The 17034-nt window shown below is 59.6% G+C and carries 20 protein-coding genes; 8 read left to right on the forward strand and 12 right to left on the reverse strand.

Going from position 1 to position 17034, the window contains the following annotated elements; all coding sequences use genetic code 11:
- Positions 1–642: 642 nt before the first annotated feature.
- From infA to aat, 3 genes are all read right to left on the reverse strand, one after another.
- Positions 643–861 (reverse strand): translation initiation factor IF-1, encoded by a 219-nt coding sequence (gene infA / locus ACTWLJ_RS18065; RefSeq protein WP_002553999.1) that lies wholly within the window; start codon positions 859–861, stop codon positions 643–645.
- A gap of 112 nt (positions 862–973) precedes the next feature.
- Entirely contained in the window at positions 974–1681 is a 708-nt protein-coding gene (locus ACTWLJ_RS18070) for an arginyltransferase (RefSeq protein WP_401211945.1), read from the reverse strand.
- 57 nt (positions 1682–1738) lie between these two features.
- On the reverse strand, positions 1739–2419 hold the full coding sequence (gene aat, locus ACTWLJ_RS18075) for a leucyl/phenylalanyl-tRNA--protein transferase (protein WP_445177821.1): 681 nt from the start codon (positions 2417–2419) through the stop codon (positions 1739–1741).
- 482 nt (positions 2420–2901) lie between these two features.
- Between aat and ACTWLJ_RS18080 the strand changes: the two genes are divergently transcribed.
- The 6 genes from ACTWLJ_RS18080 (at position 2902) to cysG (ending at position 10552) form a co-directional block, all read left to right on the forward strand.
- Positions 2902–5307 carry a DNA translocase FtsK gene (locus tag ACTWLJ_RS18080; RefSeq protein WP_445177822.1) on the forward strand — a complete coding sequence of 802 codons (2406 nt, stop codon included), beginning with the start codon at positions 2902–2904 and terminating at the stop codon, positions 5305–5307.
- 67 nt (positions 5308–5374) lie between these two features.
- A complete protein-coding gene (gene lolA, locus ACTWLJ_RS18085) occupies positions 5375–5995 on the forward strand; it encodes an outer membrane lipoprotein chaperone LolA (RefSeq protein ID WP_445177823.1) in 621 nt (206 codons plus the stop codon).
- 169 nt (positions 5996–6164) lie between these two features.
- The gene (locus ACTWLJ_RS18090) at positions 6165–7487 is read left to right on the forward strand and encodes a replication-associated recombination protein A (RefSeq protein WP_445177824.1); all 1323 of its coding nucleotides are present in this window, start codon (positions 6165–6167) and stop codon (positions 7485–7487) included.
- A complete protein-coding gene (gene crcB, locus ACTWLJ_RS18095; protein WP_445177825.1) occupies positions 7487–7861 on the forward strand; it encodes a fluoride efflux transporter CrcB in 375 nt (124 codons plus the stop codon). The genes ACTWLJ_RS18090 and crcB overlap by 1 nt, the downstream gene beginning before the upstream one ends.
- A gap of 15 nt (positions 7862–7876) precedes the next feature.
- Positions 7877–9157 carry a serine--tRNA ligase gene (serS, locus tag ACTWLJ_RS18100; protein ID WP_445177826.1) on the forward strand — a complete coding sequence of 427 codons (1281 nt, stop codon included), beginning with the start codon at positions 7877–7879 and terminating at the stop codon, positions 9155–9157.
- On the forward strand, positions 9158–10552 hold the full coding sequence (gene cysG / locus ACTWLJ_RS18105; RefSeq protein ID WP_445177827.1) for a siroheme synthase CysG: 1395 nt from the start codon (positions 9158–9160) through the stop codon (positions 10550–10552).
- 119 nt (positions 10553–10671) lie between these two features.
- Here cysG and ACTWLJ_RS18110 read toward each other — a convergent pair whose 3' ends face one another.
- From ACTWLJ_RS18110 to ACTWLJ_RS18145, 8 genes are all read right to left on the reverse strand, one after another.
- Positions 10672–11673, reverse strand: coding sequence for a glutathione S-transferase family protein (locus ACTWLJ_RS18110; RefSeq protein ID WP_445177828.1), 1002 nt, complete (start codon positions 11671–11673; stop codon positions 10672–10674).
- 91 nt (positions 11674–11764) lie between these two features.
- Complete coding sequence (locus ACTWLJ_RS18115) at positions 11765–12766, reverse strand: glycosyl transferase family protein (RefSeq protein ID WP_445177829.1); 1002 nt, start codon at positions 12764–12766, stop codon at positions 11765–11767.
- On the reverse strand, positions 12763–13098 hold the full coding sequence (locus ACTWLJ_RS18120) for a TusE/DsrC/DsvC family sulfur relay protein (protein ID WP_445177830.1): 336 nt from the start codon (positions 13096–13098) through the stop codon (positions 12763–12765). Before ACTWLJ_RS18120 ends, ACTWLJ_RS18115 begins: the two co-directional genes overlap by 4 nt.
- Positions 13095–13388, reverse strand: coding sequence for a sulfurtransferase complex subunit TusB (gene tusB, locus ACTWLJ_RS18125; RefSeq protein WP_445177831.1), 294 nt, complete (start codon positions 13386–13388; stop codon positions 13095–13097). The genes ACTWLJ_RS18120 and tusB overlap by 4 nt, the downstream gene beginning before the upstream one ends.
- Positions 13388–13744 carry a sulfurtransferase complex subunit TusC gene (gene tusC, locus ACTWLJ_RS18130; protein ID WP_445177832.1) on the reverse strand — a complete coding sequence of 119 codons (357 nt, stop codon included), beginning with the start codon at positions 13742–13744 and terminating at the stop codon, positions 13388–13390. Before tusC ends, tusB begins: the two co-directional genes overlap by 1 nt.
- 1 nt (position 13745) lies before the next feature.
- Positions 13746–14138, reverse strand: a complete 393-nt coding sequence (tusD, locus tag ACTWLJ_RS18135) for a sulfurtransferase complex subunit TusD (RefSeq protein WP_445181369.1) — start codon at positions 14136–14138, stop codon at positions 13746–13748.
- Positions 14139–14321: 183 nt separating this feature from the next.
- Positions 14322–15026, reverse strand: coding sequence for a YoaK family protein (locus ACTWLJ_RS18140; protein ID WP_445177833.1), 705 nt, complete (start codon positions 15024–15026; stop codon positions 14322–14324).
- Between the two features lie 25 nt (positions 15027–15051).
- Positions 15052–15381: a DUF6388 family protein gene (locus ACTWLJ_RS18145; protein ID WP_445177834.1), complete on the reverse strand. Its 330-nt coding sequence runs from the start codon at positions 15379–15381 to the stop codon at positions 15052–15054.
- Positions 15382–15515: 134 nt separating this feature from the next.
- Between ACTWLJ_RS18145 and ACTWLJ_RS18150 the strand changes: the two genes are divergently transcribed.
- Entirely contained in the window at positions 15516–15866 is a 351-nt protein-coding gene (locus ACTWLJ_RS18150) for a hypothetical protein (protein WP_445177835.1), read from the forward strand.
- Positions 15867–16001: 135 nt separating this feature from the next.
- Here ACTWLJ_RS18150 and ACTWLJ_RS18155 read toward each other — a convergent pair whose 3' ends face one another.
- Complete coding sequence (locus ACTWLJ_RS18155) at positions 16002–16427, reverse strand: GNAT family N-acetyltransferase (RefSeq protein WP_445177836.1); 426 nt, start codon at positions 16425–16427, stop codon at positions 16002–16004.
- Between the two features lie 147 nt (positions 16428–16574).
- Between ACTWLJ_RS18155 and ACTWLJ_RS18160 the strand changes: the two genes are divergently transcribed.
- Complete coding sequence (locus ACTWLJ_RS18160; protein WP_445177837.1) at positions 16575–17012, forward strand: hemerythrin domain-containing protein; 438 nt, start codon at positions 16575–16577, stop codon at positions 17010–17012.
- The last annotated feature ends 22 nt before the right edge of the window (positions 17013–17034 follow it).

Raw genomic sequence — 17034 nt, forward strand, 5'->3', positions numbered from 1 at the left:
TGGCTGCGCCAAACGGCGCTACGCGCCCACCCCCGGATAAATCCCTCCACTCAGCCTGCCGACGGGCCCTCAGATCAAAAGCTGCTGCCGAGCTAACGCTCATCCTGTTGAGTGGTGGTGGAGCGAAGCGGAATTTGGTGTTTGCTCAGTCCCTGTGGGAGCTGGCTTGCCAGCGATGGCGGCCTGACAGCCGACCAATTTCTAATTGAATGCACCCAATCCCCATGTAGGTGCTGCGGCACGCTGCGATCTTTTGATCCGGCTCTGGCTCTTGATGTGGTTTTTGATCTTCAGCCCCATCGGCAGGCCGAGCGTAGGTGTTCATCAGGGGCAGGCGCGCAGCGCCGTGCGGCGAAGCCGCATACATCGAGAGGAGGTGCAGCGCAGCAAACCGTAGGCGATGCCCCCTGATGGACGCCGTAGCGAGGGAACACTGAGCCTCAGCGAAGTGCCGTACGCCGGGGCCAAGCCTTTTGGGTTACCTTTTCGGCGTTTGGAAAAGGTGACTCGCTGTAAGAGCGAAACCGCCAGCGGCCGCTACCAAAAAAACGGATATACCCCCAAACCCCGAGAACCCAAAAAGCCCAAATCGCAGACAAACAAAAACGCCCGGCATAAGCCGGGCGTCTTGTATTGACTTGATTAACGAGCGCGGTAAGTAATGCGCCCTTTGCTCAAGTCATAGGGCGTCAGCTCGACGCGCACTTTGTCACCGGTAAGAATACGAATGTAGTTCTTGCGCATCTTGCCGGAAATATGCGCGGTTACGACGTGCCCATTTTCCAACTCCACACGAAACATGGTGTTGGGCAGGGTGTCGACGACAGTGCCTTCCATTTCGAAGCTGTCTTCTTTCGACATGCAGTAAAGCCCTCGGTATCCAATGAATGGCCCGGTGCAACTGCGCCAGGCAAAAGCGGCGTGCATTGTGCCCGAAAAATGGGGTTTAAGCCAAGGGGTTTACGGTTTGCGTTCAGTTCAGGACAACCCAGCGCTGATTAATCAGCAATTCGATGGGCCGATATTGCGTCTTGTAGTTCATCTTTTTGCAGTTCTTGATCCAGTAGCCGAGATACACGGCCTCCAGCCCCAGCCGCTGGGCCTCGCCGATCTGCCAGAGAATCGCGTAACGCCCAAGGCTGCGACGCTCTTCCTCGGGTTCATAGAAGGTGTAAACCGCCGATAAGCCGTTGGGCAGTAAATCCGTCACGGCGATGGCCAGCAACCGTCCGTCGAGACGGAATTCGTAGAAGCGCGAGAAGGGCAGATCGCGTACCAGAAACGTCGAGAATTGATCGCGGCTAGGAGGGTACATGTCGCCGTCGGCGTGGCGCTGTTCGATGTAGCGCTGGTACAGGTCGAAATATTCTTCGCTGAACGCCGGTTTGGTCGGGCGTACCTGCAAATCGGCATTGCGCTTGAAAATGCGTTTCTGCTGACGGTTGGGCAGGAACTGCGCCACCGGAATGCGCGCAGGCACGCACGCATTGCAATTCTGGCAATGAGGTCGATACAGATGATCGCCGCTGCGACGAAAGCCCATTTCCGACAGGTCTGCGTAGACATGCACATCCATGGGCTGGCTCGGGTCGAGAAACAGGGTCGTGGCCTGCTCCTCGGGCAGATAACTGCAGGAATGTGGCTGAGTGGCATAGAACTTCAAGCGCGCCAACTCGGTCATGATCAACCCTCGGGATAAGCTGGTGAATTAAGTGTAAGCCACGCGCGCAAAAGTCGCTCAGCAAACCCAGGTGGCGCGACCGGGTTGGTCCAGGTGCCGGGCCAGATAGCCTGCGAAATCGTCGCGGGAGATGGCGCGGGCGCCGAGACTGTGCAGATGATCGGTCGGCATCTGGCAGTCGATCAGCACAAAACCCGAGTCTTTCAGGTGTTGTACCAGCGTGGCGAAGCCGTATTTCGAGGCGTTGTCGGCGCGGCTGAACATCGACTCACCGAAAAACAGTTGCCCCATCGCCAACCCATACAGGCCGCCGACCAGTTCACCTTGATCCCAAACCTCGACGGAATGCGCGAAGCCGCGCCGATGCAGTTCGAGGTAGGCGTTCTGCATGGCTTCGGTGATCCACGTTCCGTCAGCGTAATCCCGTGGTGCGGCGCAGGCGCGAATGACCGCTTCGAAATCCTGATCGAAGGTCACCTGATAGCGTTCCTTGCGCAGCAACTTGCCGAGGCTGCGCGAGACGTGCAGTTCGTCGGGAAGTAACACGGTGCGCGGATCGGGCGACCACCAGAGGATCGGCTGGCCTTCGGAAAACCATGGGAAGCAGCCGTGACGATAAGCCTGAATCAAGCGATCGGCCGACAGGTCGCCGCCGGCAGCCAGCAATCCATTGGGCTCGCGCATGGCCTTTTCCAAAGGCGGGAAAGTCAGGGAATTACGTTGTAACCAAGTCAGCATGGCGTCCGGGCTTGCGAGAGGGGAGGGTAGTGGGCTGCAAAGCCCTGCGCCAAGTGTGCCGTTAAACGGCGCCGATGTCCTGCGTGGCGGTGGTGTCGTTGCAACTTGGGGTCGTTCGCGCGGTCGTAAGCGGGCTTCATGTTCAGGCGTGCGTCTGCTCCATTCAGCGCTTTTTCCGCGTTCATGGCGATGTTCATCAAATAGCCCTCATAAGCCTTTGTAACAAAACATAATGCATGCTCAAATTGAGCCGCAGCTTTTGCCCGGTTGACTATGCTGTGAAGCATGGCGTCAGATACGCAAACCCGTACAATGCCGGGCTGTAGCAGAATATTCGCCGTGCGCCGTGTTTATAAAAACCGGGGCGCAGTGTTAAAAGTAGTCTCAGTTGTGTCGTTCAACTTTTTTACCTGCCTGGATTGGGCAGTTTTTTATCGTCATTCAATAGATGGACGCGCCCCCGGCGCAGGAAAAGAAGCGTTTTGAAGAAATCCACCGCAGCACCAAAAACAGTCGTTCCGCTCTGGCGCCAACAGTTGCACTACCGGCTCAAGGAAGGTGCATTGATCGCCATTGGCGCCCTGTGCCTGTTCCTGATGATGGCCTTGCTGACCTATGGCAAGGACGACCCGGGCTGGAGCCACAACAGCAAGATCGACGACGTGCAGAACTTCGGCGGCCCGGCGGGCTCGTACAGCGCCGATATCCTGTTCATGGTGCTCGGTTATTTTGCGTACATCTTCCCGTTGCTGCTGGCGATCAAGGCCTATCAGATCTTCCGTCAACGCCACGAACCGTGGCAGTGGAGCGGCTGGCTGTTTTCCTGGCGCCTGATCGGGCTGGTGTTTCTGGTGCTGTCCGGCGCGGCGCTGGCGCATATCCATTTCCACGCAGCCACCGGTCTGCCGGCGGGTGCTGGCGGTGCGCTGGGCGAGAGCCTTGGCGATCTGGCGCGTAATGCGCTGAACATTCAGGGCAGCACGTTGCTGTTCATCGCGCTGTTCCTGTTCGGCCTGACGGTATTCACCGACCTGTCGTGGTTCAAGGTGATGGATGTCACCGGCAAGATCACGCTCGATCTGTTCGAATTGTTTCAGGGCGCACTCAACCGCTGGTGGTCGGCACGTACCGAGCGCAAGCAACTGGTCGCGCAACTGCGTGAAGTCGATGACCGCGTGCATGACGTGGTTGCTCCGACGGTCACGGACAAGCGTGAGCAGGCCAAGGTCAAGGAGCGTCTTATCGAGCGCGAACAGGCCCTGAGCAAGCACATGTCGGACCGCGAGAAGCAGGTACCGCCAGTGATTGCCCCGGCCCCGATCAAGGCGCCCGAGCCAAGCAAGCGCGTGCAGAAAGAGAAACAGGCGCCGTTGTTCGTCGACAGCGCGGTCGAAGGCACCTTGCCGCCGATCTCGATTCTCGATCCTGCGGAAAAGAAACAACTCAATTATTCGCCGGAATCCCTGGCTGCGGTCGGCCACTTGCTGGAGATCAAGCTCAAGGAATTCGGTGTCGAGGTCACGGTGGATTCGATCCATCCGGGCCCGGTGATTACCCGTTACGAAATCCAGCCAGCCGCTGGCGTCAAAGTCAGCCGTATCTCCAACCTTGCGAAGGATTTGGCACGTTCGCTGGCCGTGACCAGCGTGCGTGTGGTTGAAGTGATTCCGGGCAAGACCACCGTCGGTATCGAGATTCCCAACGAAGACCGGCAGATCGTGCGCTTCTCCGAAGTGCTGTCGACGCCCGAATACGACAACTTCAAGTCGCCGGTTACCCTGGCACTGGGTCACGACATCGGCGGTAAACCGGTCATCACTGACCTGGCGAAGATGCCGCACCTGTTGGTGGCGGGTACCACCGGTTCCGGTAAGTCGGTCGGTGTGAACGCGATGATCCTGTCTATCCTGTTCAAGTCCGGCCCGGAAGACGCCAAGCTGATCATGATCGACCCGAAGATGCTGGAACTGTCGATCTACGAAGGCATTCCGCACCTGCTGTGCCCGGTGGTTACCGACATGAAGGACGCCGCCAACGCCCTGCGCTGGAGCGTCGCCGAGATGGAGCGCCGCTACAAACTGATGGCGAAGATGGGCGTGCGTAACCTGTCCGGCTTCAACGCCAAGGTCAAGGAAGCCCAGGATGCCGGCGAGCCACTGAGCGATCCGCTGTACAAGCGCGAAAGCATTCACGACGAAGCGCCGCTGCTGACCAAGCTGCCGACCATCGTCGTGGTGGTGGATGAGTTCGCCGACATGATGATGATCGTCGGCAAGAAGGTTGAAGAACTGATCGCCCGTATCGCGCAGAAGGCGCGTGCGGCGGGTATTCACTTGATCCTCGCAACCCAGCGGCCATCGGTGGACGTGATCACCGGTCTGATCAAGGCCAACATCCCGACGCGTATGGCGTTCCAGGTATCGAGCAAGATCGACTCCCGGACCATCATCGATCAGGGCGGCGCTGAACAACTGCTTGGCCACGGTGACATGCTCTACATGCCACCGGGCACCAGCCTGCCGATCCGGGTCCACGGCGCGTTCGTCTCCGACGAGGAAGTACACCGCGTGGTCGAGGCATGGAAACTGCGCGGTGCGCCGGAATACAACGACGACATCCTCAACGGTGTCGAAGAGGCGGGCAGCGGTTTTGAAGGCAGCAGTGGCGGCGACGGCGATGATGCCGAAACTGACGCGCTGTATGACGAAGCCGTGCAGTTCGTGCTCGAAAGCCGTCGTGCATCGATTTCCGCTGTGCAGCGCAAGCTGAAGATCGGTTACAACCGCGCTGCACGGATGATCGAGTCCATGGAAATGGCCGGGGTCGTCACATCAATGAACACCAACGGTTCGCGTGAAGTTCTGGCCCCGGGCCCGGTACGCGACTGACACGAATGCTCCGGACGGTGCAATGACGCGCCGTCCGTTCTCCCCATGGATATTCAAGAGGACTCCCATGCGTCTTATCCGCATGCTGTTGCCGGTTCTGGCACTGACCACTTTTACTGCTCACGCCGATGACAAGGACGTGGCTCGTCTGACCCAATTGCTTGAAACGTCCAAGACCCTGACCGCGAATTTTTCGCAGTTGACCCTCGACGGCAGCGGCACCCAGTTGCAGGAGACCCGTGGTGAAATGGCGCTGCAGCGTCCGGGCCTGTTCTACTGGCACACCGAAGCACCGAACGAACAGACCATGGTTTCCGACGGCAAGAAAGTCACGCTGTGGGACCCGGATCTGGAGCAGGCAACCATCAAGAACCTTGATGTACGTCTGACTCAAACCCCGGCTCTGCTGTTGTCCGGCGACGTATCGAAGATCAACCAGAGCTTCGATATCTCGGCAAAAGAGGCGGGCGGGGTGATCGATTTCACGCTCAAGCCAAAGACCAAAGACACCCTGTTCGACAGCCTGCGCCTGTCGTTCCGCAACGGTCTGGTCAATGACATGCAACTGATCGACAGCGTCGGCCAGCGCACCAACATCCTGTTCACCGGGGTGAAGGCCAACGAAGCAGTCCCGGCTTCGAAGTTCAAGTTCGACATCCCCAAGGGGGCGGACGTGATCCAGGAATAAACTGTATCGCCCTTTGGTCGGGGGAGCTTTTGTGGCGAGGGGATTTATCCCCGTTGGGCTGCGAAGCGGCCCCGTAAGCGGCGACTGCTTCGCAGTCGAACGGGGATAAATCCCCTCGCCACAAGGGTTCCACCGGGGTTCAGAAAATCAGAGGTTTCAACGGTACGTGATGGATCTGTTTCGCAGTGCACCGATTGCCCAGCCACTGGCCGCGCGTTTGCGCGCAGCCAATCTGGACGAGTACGTCGGTCAGGAGCATCTGCTCGCTCGCGGCAAACCTCTGCGTGAGGCGCTGGAGCAGGGCGCGCTGCATTCGATGATCTTCTGGGGGCCACCGGGCGTCGGCAAAACCACACTGGCGCGGTTGCTGGCGGAAGTCTCTGATGCGCACTTCGAAACAGTTTCGGCGGTACTCGCCGGGGTCAAAGAGATCCGTCAGGCCGTTGAGATCGCTAAGCAGCAAGCCGGCCAGTACGGCAAACGCACCATTCTGTTCGTCGATGAAGTGCACCGCTTCAACAAGTCGCAGCAGGATGCATTTCTGCCGTACGTTGAAGACGGCACGCTGATCTTTATCGGCGCAACCACCGAAAACCCTTCGTTTGAACTGAACAACGCCCTGTTGTCGAGGGCCCGCGTCTACGTGCTGAAAAGCCTCGACGAAGTGGCGCTGCGCAAACTGGTGCATCGCGCGCTCACCGAAGAGCGCGGGCTGGGCAAACGCAATCTGACCCTCAGCGATGAAGGTTTTCAGATGCTGTTGTCCGCCGCTGACGGTGATGGTCGGCGCCTGCTCAATCTGCTGGAAAACGCCTCGGATCTGGCCGAAGACAACAGCGAAATCGGCACCGACCTGCTGCAAAGCTTGCTCGGTGACACCCGTCGGCGTTTCGACAAGGGCGGCGAAGCGTTCTACGACCAGATATCGGCGCTGCACAAATCGGTGCGTGGCTCCAATCCCGATGGCGCGTTGTACTGGTTTGCACGAATGATCGACGGTGGCTGCGATCCGCTGTACCTGGCTCGGCGTGTGGTGCGCATGGCCAGCGAAGACATCGGTAACGCCGATCCTCGCGCACTCAGCCTGTGCCTGGCCGCATGGGAAGTGCAGGAACGCCTCGGCAGCCCGGAAGGTGAGTTGGCGGTGGCCCAGGCCATCACTTATCTGGCTTGCGCGCCGAAAAGCAACGCGGTGTACATGGGCTTCAAAACCGCTTTGCGCGCCGCAGCCGAACATGGCTCGCTGGAAGTGCCGCTGCACCTGCGCAATGCGCCAACGAAACTGATGAAGCAGTTGGGTTACGGCGACGAATACCGTTACGCCCACGACGAACCGGACGCTTATGCCGCTGGCGAAGACTATTTCCCGGAAGAGCTCGACCCGATCCCGTTCTATCAACCGGTGCCGCGAGGCCTGGAGTTGAAGATCGGCGAGAAGCTCAATCACCTCGCTCAACTCGATCGTTTGAGCCCTCGGCAGCGGAGAAAATAGTGCTTCCATTGATACTTGCAGTCTCCGCAGGCGGGGTTGCCGGCACATTGTTGCGCTTCGGCACGGCCAATTGGGTCAACGCCAATTGGCCGCGGCACTTCTATACCGCGACGCTGGCCGTTAATATCGTGGGCTGTCTGTTGATTGGCGTGTTGTACGGCCTGTTTTTGATACGCCCGGAGGTGCCACTTGAGGTGCGTGCCGGGTTGATGGTTGGCTTCCTCGGGGGGCTGACGACTTTTTCATCCTTTTCACTGGATACGGTGCGCTTGCTGGAAAGCGGGCAAGTGCCGCTGGCCCTGGGCTATGCGGCGATCAGCGTATTCGGCGGGCTGCTCGCGACGTGGGCTGGCCTGTCTTTGACCAAACTTTGATAACGAGAAACCGACATGCTCGATTCCAAACTGTTACGTAGCAACCTTCAGGACGTAGCGGACCGCCTGGCTTCCCGTGGCTATGCCCTGGATGTTGCGCGCATCGAAGCGCTGGAAGAACAGCGCAAGACCGTCCAGACCCGCACCGAAGCACTGCAGGCTGAGCGTAATGCGCGTTCCAAATCCATCGGCCAGGCCAAGCAGCGCGGCGAAGACATCGCGCCGCTGATGGCGGACGTCGAGCGCATGGCGGGCGAGCTGAGTGCCGGTAAAGTCGAGCTGGACGCGATCCAGACCGATCTGGATTCGATCCTGCTCGGCATCCCGAACCTGCCGCACGAGTCGGTACCGGTCGGTAAAGACGAAGACGATAACGTCGAAGTGCGCCGCTGGGGCACGCCGACTGCTTTCGATTTCGAAGTGAAAGACCACGTAGCCCTGGGCGAGAAGTTCGGCTGGCTGGACTTTGAAACCGCCGCCAAGCTGTCCGGTGCACGTTTCGCCCTGTTGCGTGGCCCGATTGCCCGTCTGCACCGCGCTCTGGCGCAGTTCATGATCAACCTGCACGTCAACGAGCATGGCTACGAAGAGGCTTATACGCCTTATCTGGTTCAGGCCCCGGCGCTGCAAGGCACCGGTCAACTGCCGAAGTTCGAAGAGGACCTGTTCAAAATCGCTCGCGAAGGCGAAGCGGATCTGTACCTGATCCCGACCGCTGAAGTGTCGCTGACCAACATTGTTGCTGGCGAAATCGTCGATTCGAAACTGCTGCCGATCAAGTTCGTTGCTCACACCCCGTGCTTCCGCAGCGAAGCCGGCGCGTCAGGTCGTGACACTCGCGGCATGATCCGTCAGCACCAGTTCGACAAGGTTGAAATGGTCCAGATCGTTGAGCCGTCGACCTCGATGGAAGCGCTGGAAGGCCTGACCGCCAACGCTGAAAAAGTCCTGCAACTGCTTGGTCTGCCTTACCGCACCCTGGCACTGTGCACTGGCGATATGGGCTTCAGCGCGGTCAAGACTTACGACCTTGAAGTGTGGATTCCGAGCCAGGACAAGTACCGCGAAATCTCGTCGTGCTCCAACTGTGGCGACTTCCAGTCCCGCCGTATGCAAGCGCGTTTCCGCAATCCGGAAACCGGCAAGCCTGAACTGGTGCATACCTTGAATGGCTCTGGCCTGGCGGTCGGTCGTACCCTCGTTGCCGTGCTGGAAAACTACCAGCAGGCCGACGGTTCGATTCGCGTGCCGGACGTGCTGAAGCCGTACATGGGTGGCCTTGAGGTCATCGGCTAAATGAAATATCTGCCGCTGTTTCACAACCTGCGCGGCAGTCGTGTGTTGGTCGTCGGAGGGGGGGAAATTGCCTTGCGCAAATCCCGCCTGCTGGCCGATGCCGGTGCGCTGCTGCGGGTAGTCGCACCCGAGATCGAACCGCAACTGCGCGAACTGGTCGATGCCAGCGGCGGCGAGTGCCTGCTGCGCGGGTACGCCGAAACGGATCTGGACGGTTGCGGGCTGATCATTGCCGCGACTGATGACGAACAGTTGAACGCGCAAGTCTCCAGCGATGCCCATCGGCGTTGCGTGCCGGTCAACGTGGTCGATGCGCCTGCGCTGTGCAGCGTGATCTTCCCGGCGATTGTCGATCGTTCGCCGTTGATCATTGCGGTGTCCAGCGGCGGCGATGCGCCGGTGCTGGCACGCTTGATTCGCGCCAAGATCGAAACCTGGATTCCGTCGACTTACGGTCAACTGGCGGGTCTGGCCGCACGTTTCCGCGATCAGGTCAAAGGCTTGTTCCCGGATGTGCAGCAGCGGCGCGGTTTCTGGGAAGACGTTTTCCAGGGCCCGATTGCCGACCGGCAACTGGCCGGGCAGGGCGCCGAGGCTGAACGCCTGTTACAGGCGAAAATCGACGGCGAAGCGACCGTGACTACTGGCGAGGTTTATCTTGTAGGTGCGGGGCCGGGCGATCCTGATCTGCTGACCTTCAAAGCCTTGCGTCTGATGCAACAGGCTGACGTGGTGCTCTACGACCGTCTGGTCGCGCCGGCAATTCTCGAATTGTGCCGTCGTGATGCCGAGCGCGTTTATGTCGGCAAGCGTCGCGCAGATCATGCGGTGCCGCAGGATCAGATCAACCAGCAACTGGTCGATCTGGCCAAGGCCGGCAAACGTGTGGTGCGCCTGAAGGGCGGTGATCCGTTCATCTTCGGCCGTGGTGGCGAAGAGATCGAAGAGCTGGCAGCACACGGGATTCCGTTCCAGGTGGTGCCGGGTATCACGGCGGCCAGTGGTTGCGCGGCGTACGCCGGGATTCCGCTGACCCATCGCGATTACGCGCAGTCAGTACGCTTTGTCACCGGGCATTTGAAGGACGGTTCCACCGATCTGCCTTGGGCCGACCTCGTCGCCCCGGCGCAGACGCTGGTGTTCTACATGGGCCTGGTGGGCCTGCCGATCATCTGTGAACAGTTGATCAAACACGGTCGCGGTGCTGATACCCCGGCGGCGTTGATCCAGCAGGGCACCACGGTCAATCAGCGAGTCTTTACTGGCACGCTGGCTGACTTGCCAAAAATGGTCGCGGAGCATGAAGTGCATGCGCCGACACTGGTTATCGTTGGTGAAGTGGTGCAACTGCGCGAGAAACTGGCGTGGTTCGAAGGGGCTCAGGCGCAGGTCTGAGACCGAGTCGCCTCATTCGCGAGCAAGCTCGCTCCCACACTGGATCTGCGTCGTTCACAAATCCAATGTGGGAGCGAGCTTGCTCGCGAAGAGGCCCTCAAAGCACCGTACTCTTCGGATCAGCCCCGGCGCCAAACCCCTTTCCCGCTCAACCGCGCACGGTCATGCACCACGGTGAAATCCTGCTCCGGCCCCTTGGGCACAATCCCCGTCGGATTGATGGTCTTGTGGCTGCCATAGTAATGGTGCTTGATGTGTTGAAAGTCCACCGTCTCGCCAATCCCCGGCCACTGATACAACTCGCGTAGCCAGTTCGACAGGTTCGGGTAATCGGCAATCCTCCGCAGGTTGCACTTGAAGTGCCCGTGATACACCGCGTCGAAACGAATGATCGTGGTGAACAACCGGATGTCCGCTTCCGTCAGGTATTCCCCGGTCAGATAACGATTGGCGCCCAGCACCCGTTCAAGGTGATCCAGTTCGGCAAACACCTCATCGAACGCTTCTTCGTAAGCCTGTTGCGACGTGGCAAAGCCTGCGCGGTAGACACCGTTGTTCACGGCCGGATAGATCCGCTCGTTCAGCGCATCGATCTCACCGCGCAGCGGTGCCGGGTAGAAGTCCAGATCATTGCCGGTCAGTGCATCGAAGGCGCTGTTGAACATGCGGATGATCTCCGCCGATTCGTTGCTGACGATGCGATTTTGCTGTTTGTCCCAGAGCACCGGCACGGTGACGCGGCCGGTGTAGTCGGCGGTATCGGCGGTGTAGCGCTGATGCATGAATTCAAAATTATCGAGTTTGTCGCCGGTCGAGCCGAAGGCCTTGTCGAACGTCCAGCCGTTTTCCTGCATCAGCCAACTGACCACGGAAACATCGATCAGGCTTTCCAGTCCCTTGAGTTTGCGCAGGATCAGCGTGCGGTGCGCCCATGGACAGGCGAGGGACACGTAGAGGTGATAGCGCCCGGCCTCGGCAGCAAAACCGCCTTCACCGCTCGGCCCGGGTTGGCCGTCAGCGGTGACCCAGTTGCGTCGTTTTGCCTGTTCGCGCTCGAACGCACCGTCCTTGCTGCTTTCGTACCACTTGTCCTGCCAGCGGCCATCGACTAATAAACCCATGATCAAGACTCCAGAAACCAATAAGCGTTGGAGTCGAGTCTATTCCGCTGAGTTCGAACAAAAAGCGCAAAGATCGGGCGTGAATGATCGGCTAAATCGATTTGTTCCGTGCTGCCCAGTAGTTTTCGGCGGTGGTGAAGGCTTGAACCCGATCTTGACCGAGACCGCGCAGCGCCAGCGCCATGGTCGAAATCAGCGCCATTTGTGGATAGCTGTCGACCACGTCGCCACGCCACACCGCTTTGAGGTGTTCAACGTCCAGCGAGGCCGGTTTTACGTGGCGTTGCGCCGACAGTTGCGGCCATTCCTCGTCCCAGCTTTCGCCACCCGTGGTGCCATACAAATGGCTGTCGGCATCCGGGTTGATCTCGATTTCGCCGCCGTCGCCCTTGACTACAATCGCCGTGTCGCCGAGCAAGCCGCTGGCATCGCGATGCACTGCCTGATAACCCGGGTGGAAAATACTTTGCAGTCCGCAACGAGCGCCCAATGGATTGAGAATCCGCGCCAGCGAGTGAATCGGCGAGCGCAGGCCGAGGGTGTTGCGCAGGTCGATCATCTTTTGCAGTTGCGGCGCCCAGTCCATCAGCGGCATGAACGCCAGACCACCGTTGTCCAGTGCGCTACCGACCTGCTGCCAGTTGCGGCACAACGGAATATTCAATTCGCCAAGCAATTGCTCGCTGTACAGACGCCCGGCGGTGTGAGCGCCGCCGCCGTGCATGAAGATGCGCACGCCGTTCTGCGCCAGGCATTTGGCCGCCAGCAGATACCACGGCAGATGGCGCTTTTTGCCGGCGTAAGTTGGCCAGTCCAGATCGACATTCAATGGCGGCGCTTGCAAGCGTTCGCGCAGCGCTTCGGTGAAACCGGCCATTTCCTCGGCGCTTTCTTCCTTGTGCCGCAGCAACATCAGGAATGCGCCGAGCTGGGTCTCTTCGACTTTATCGTCGAGCACCATGCCCATCGCCTCGCGAGCTTCTTCACGGGTCAAGTCGCGGGCGCCGCGCTTGCCTTTGCCGAGGATTCGCACGAATTGGGCGAACGGGTGTTCGGCAGGCGTTTCGAGGGTCAGCGCTGGATAGTCGGTCATAAGCAATTCGTCGGTTTGGGCAGGCCCGCCAGTTTCGCGGCGAGTTTGGCGGGGGTGCCTTTGAACAGTCGGTTCAGGTGCAGGCTGTTGCCTTTGTCCGGGCCAAGTTTCAGCGCGGTGTATTTGATCAGCGGGCGCGTAGCCGGGGACAGCTGGAACTCAGCGTAGAAGCTGCGCAGCAGTTCGAGGATTTCCCAGTGTTCGGGACTCAACTCGATTTCTTCGGCGGCGGCGAGGGCGCTGGCGACGTCGTGCGACCAGTCGCTCAAGTCAACCAGAAAGCCATCCTTGTCCAGTTCGATGGTGCGTGCGCCGACGGTGATGGAATTCATAGCCAGCTGTTGACCTTGTCATGGTGGATCGACAGTTCGACGAAGGCCGGGTAATCGATGGCTTCGGCCCAGTCCGGAACATCGATGGCGCGGGCCTGCGCGTCTTCGGCGAGGGCGAACAGTTTCACCCGGCGCTGGTTCAGCGTATCGAACGGCGCAGTGCCCGGTTGCAAGGCGTACACGGCGTCGCCGGATAACAGCAAGGCGTCGGCGGCGCCGATCAAGCGCAGGCAACTGCTCAGGCGATCATCGCCAAACGGGGAATGAGACAACACATGCAAAGTCGACATCAGAGGGTCATCACCTGGTCGTAACGGTCAATAAGGGCGGTGATTTGTTCGGCGTCGAGCGCCTGCGCTTCGTCCAGCGAAACATCGTGCAGGCCACGCAAGCCGGCGCTGTCGGCGCAATAGAACAGCTCTTCAACGCCAAACATCGGCAGCGCTTGCAGGTTGGCGCTGAGATCTTTCTGTTGCACAGCATTGGCGTTTTGCCCGGCAGCCAATTGCAGCACGCCGTCGTCGAGAAACAGCAGGCCAATCGGCAGATCGAAGGCACCACCGGCCAGCACGATGTCCAGCGCTTCACGGGCGCCGGGGCCAGACCATGGTGATTGGCGACTGATGATCAACAAGGATTTGGCCATGTCATGCGCCTCCAAAACAGATCAGACGGTCGGCGTCTTGTACCGCGTCATGCAATTGCCCCAGACCGGACAACTCCCACGGCGCGCTGACAGCAACCGCGTCGCGCTGATAGCGCTTGGCTTCTTCGTCATTGAGTACGCCGCGGCGCAGGGCAGCGGCGATGCACACCACGCCGTCCAGTTGCTGTTCGGTGACGAAGGTGCGCCATTGCTTGGGCAAGTCCAGCTCATCCTGCGGCGTGACCACGGCATCGGAGGCGTTATAAACGCCGTCCTGATAGAAAAACAGCCGGACAATCTCATGCCCCCCAGCCAGTGCAGCCTGCGCGAACAGCAGGGCACGGCGCGAGGAGGGCGCATGGGCGGAGGAAAACACGGCAATGGCGAACTTCATGACGGACTCGATCAGCAAAACTGCGGCCATGATAAAGCTTTATCGGCGAGGCGGCGAAGTCGATATTGCCCACACGGCCTCATCGCCAGCAGGCTGGCTCCCACATTGACCGCTGCCGATCACAACTTCCCAGTGGCAGCTAGCCTGCTAGCGATGGCGGCAGGGGGGATGTCACAGGAAACCTCAGCGCGGCATATAGCCGAGCTGCCAGCGCCGGGGGATGCTCAGCGACAACAGCGCCACCACGCCCGCCAGCAAACCGCTGACGAACAGTGCCCTGAGTCCCAGATGATGCTCCAGCACCGCGCCGATGATGGCGCCGATGAACATCCCGCTCCAAGGCACCAGTTGCACCCGCCAGCCATTGCGCCGTTCGCCCAGCAGCCATCGGCCCAATCCGCGACCAAACCGTGATAACGCGCCGGTCACGTAAGTCAGTCCGACCGGCAGACCGTTCACTTCCTCCACCGCCGCGTTGAGCATGCCCATGGCGATGATCGCCGCCAGCAGCGCCGGTAGCTGCGTGTCATACGGCCAGGCGGCCGCTGCGCAGAGCAGGGTGGCGATGCACAACATCAACGGCAGTGCCCGTCGTCCGCCGAGCCGCCCAATGACGATGCCCAAAGCGTTGCCGACGATAAAGGTGAAAATCAGGATCACCAGCCGCAAGATCAGCCCGAGATTGCCATCGCTGATCGCCACCGCCAGTCGCGTGGTATTACCACTCATGAACGAGACGAAATCGCCGCTGGCCATGAAACCGATGGCGTCGGTCATTCCCGCCAGTACCGACAGGCTGGCAACCAGCGCGAGCCCGATCCGGCCGCGCCACTTCTGCGTGTGCAGGTGGCCGGGGCTGGCGCGATGGCTCGAAGCAGAAGGCAACATCGGCGAAGGTCTCCTTGAAGGGCGTTTACGGCTCTATGCCATATAAATCGCAATATTCCTGCCAGTCCATGCCGGCCATTTCCGCGACTTCGCGGTGCACCTCCAGACGCTGCGCCTGATACTCCTCGGGCGTTGCGACGGTGAGCTTCAACGTCAACTCCCAGGCAAACAGTTTCTGATTTTCAGCCTCGGCTTCGAAGGCTTCGTCCAGGCGTTCCTGACGGTATTGCGCCTGGGTTTCACCTTTGGCCTGGGCCAGCAGCGGGTTGAGATGGTCGAGGGTTTCGCGCAGTTCGGGACGTGCGTCGAGAAACAGCTGCAGGGCGTGTTCGTGTCGGTGGTCGGTGGCCGCCATATGTGCTCCTTGTGAGGCTGATGACCTTAGGGTGCCAAAGCGCCCCGTGCCTGTCGCGCTATAAATCCAGTAAAGCAGAACGATTCTTCTGGCTGCGGTGATACAGTCCGCTTTTTTCTGAATGAGCGAATGCAATGCGAATTCTGATGGTAGCGCTGGCAGCGACTGTGCTGGCCGGTTGCGCGGGTTCGGTAATGAACGATGCTCGCACCAAAAGCCCCTACAAAACCCTGACCTCGGACAAGCCCGAGAACGTCGTGGCGCAGTGCGTGCAATTCGCCTGGCAGGACGAGGCGGTGTTCGGGGTTGATGCGGGTGCGTATCTGCAGCCGGGCAAGAAGGGTGGTTCGACGGTTTACACGCGTTCGGCGGAATCGTTTGTCGATGTGGACGCTGGCGCCTCGGGTACGGTTTTGAGCTATTACGCGCAGAAGGACGACTTCTTCGCCAAGCGCCGGTTGGCGGCGTTGGCGACCTGTTTGTGAACAATCAACTTTTGCGTTGATTGATCGGTCGTCTTCGCGAGCAAGCTCGCTCCCACAGTTGTTGTGTTGGAACACGATCGGTGTTCAACCTGGATCCCTGTGGGAGCGGGCTTGCCCGCGATGAGGCCGGCTCAGTCAATCCATCAAGCGCTTTTGGAAAAAGTGCCGCTTGTGCCCCGGCGGATAATCGACAATCTCCCCGAACTCGCTGTACCCAAGCTTCTTGTAAAACTCCGGCGCCTGAAAATCGAAGGTGTCGAGCCAGATGCCTATGCAGCCCTTGTTCCTGGCGAACTCCTCGGCCATGTGCATCAGTTTCGAGCCAACGCCATGGCCCCGTCCCGCTTCCGGCACGGACAGCAACTCAATAAACAACCACTGATAAAACACCCGGCCATACAGCCCGCCGAGGATCGCGTCGTGCTCATCACGCACCAGCAGCGCAACCGGCTCAGGCGTTGTCGCGCCAGCCTTGGCCGCGTTATGGGCGCGCAGGGGCGCGAGAATGGCTTGGCGTTGTTCTTCCGTGGGGTTTTGCGACAGCTCGATACGCAAAGTCATGGCGACATCCTTATGGCGGTGAGCCCGCAGCCTATCGCGCCTCGGGGATTTCTACCAATCCTGTCTAGATGAGGTGGAACCGCTGCTTGTACGCCGGGGTCTAGCCTTTACAGCGTCATTTCAAACGCTAGCCGTCGAGGACTCCCCATGAACATTTTCGAAGCCCTGCGCGAAAGCCATGACCGCCAGCGCAGCTATGCCAAAACCCTGATCGAAACCAGCGGCGATACCCCTGAAAGGGTTGAGGCCTACAAGCAGCTCAAGGCCGAGCTTCAGGCCCATGAAACCGCTGAAGAACGCCATTTCTACATCCCGCTGATGGAGTTCGACAACGGCGTCGATCTCAGCCGCCACGCTATTTCCGAGCACCATGAGATGGACGAAATGATGGAAGAGCTGGATGAAACCGAGATGTCGAGCCCGGCATGGCTGGTCACCGCGAAGAAACTGTCGGACAAGGTGCATCACCATCTCAAGGAAGAAGAGCAGAAGTTCTTCCAGATGGCTGGCAAGTTGCTCGACGAAAAGCAGAAAGAGCAGCTCGCCGGACAATACGAAAAGGAGTTCAAGTCGCAGTTGTCGTGAGCGGCGAATGCGAGTTTTCGTA

It is taken from the genome of Pseudomonas sp. McL0111 (genome assembly GCF_052567255.1).

Coding starts and splice junctions, on each gene's coding strand:
- infA (WP_002553999.1), bottom strand. CDS start 861: ATGTCGAAAGAAGACAGCTTCGAAATGGAAGGCACTGTCGTCGACACC.
- ACTWLJ_RS18070 (WP_401211945.1), bottom strand. CDS start 1,681: ATGACCGAGTTGGCGCGCTTGAAGTTCTATGCCACTCAGCCACATTCC.
- aat (WP_445177821.1), bottom strand. CDS start 2,419: ATGCTGACTTGGTTACAACGTAATTCCCTGACTTTCCCGCCTTTGGAA.
- lolA (WP_445177823.1), top strand. CDS start 5,375: ATGCGTCTTATCCGCATGCTGTTGCCGGTTCTGGCACTGACCACTTTT.
- ACTWLJ_RS18090 (WP_445177824.1), top strand. CDS start 6,165: ATGGATCTGTTTCGCAGTGCACCGATTGCCCAGCCACTGGCCGCGCGT.
- serS (WP_445177826.1), top strand. CDS start 7,877: ATGCTCGATTCCAAACTGTTACGTAGCAACCTTCAGGACGTAGCGGAC.
- cysG (WP_445177827.1), top strand. CDS start 9,158: ATGAAATATCTGCCGCTGTTTCACAACCTGCGCGGCAGTCGTGTGTTG.
- ACTWLJ_RS18110 (WP_445177828.1), bottom strand. CDS start 11,673: ATGGGTTTATTAGTCGATGGCCGCTGGCAGGACAAGTGGTACGAAAGC.
- ACTWLJ_RS18115 (WP_445177829.1), bottom strand. CDS start 12,766: ATGACCGACTATCCAGCGCTGACCCTCGAAACGCCTGCCGAACACCCG.
- ACTWLJ_RS18120 (WP_445177830.1), bottom strand. CDS start 13,098: ATGAATTCCATCACCGTCGGCGCACGCACCATCGAACTGGACAAGGAT.
- tusB (WP_445177831.1), bottom strand. CDS start 13,388: ATGTCGACTTTGCATGTGTTGTCTCATTCCCCGTTTGGCGATGATCGC.
- tusC (WP_445177832.1), bottom strand. CDS start 13,744: ATGGCCAAATCCTTGTTGATCATCAGTCGCCAATCACCATGGTCTGGC.
- tusD (WP_445181369.1), bottom strand. CDS start 14,138: ATGAAGTTCGCCATTGCCGTGTTTTCCTCCGCCCATGCGCCCTCCTCG.
- ACTWLJ_RS18140 (WP_445177833.1), bottom strand. CDS start 15,026: ATGTTGCCTTCTGCTTCGAGCCATCGCGCCAGCCCCGGCCACCTGCAC.
- ACTWLJ_RS18145 (WP_445177834.1), bottom strand. CDS start 15,381: ATGGCGGCCACCGACCACCGACACGAACACGCCCTGCAGCTGTTTCTC.
- ACTWLJ_RS18150 (WP_445177835.1), top strand. CDS start 15,516: ATGCGAATTCTGATGGTAGCGCTGGCAGCGACTGTGCTGGCCGGTTGC.
- ACTWLJ_RS18155 (WP_445177836.1), bottom strand. CDS start 16,427: ATGACTTTGCGTATCGAGCTGTCGCAAAACCCCACGGAAGAACAACGC.
- ACTWLJ_RS18160 (WP_445177837.1), top strand. CDS start 16,575: ATGAACATTTTCGAAGCCCTGCGCGAAAGCCATGACCGCCAGCGCAGC.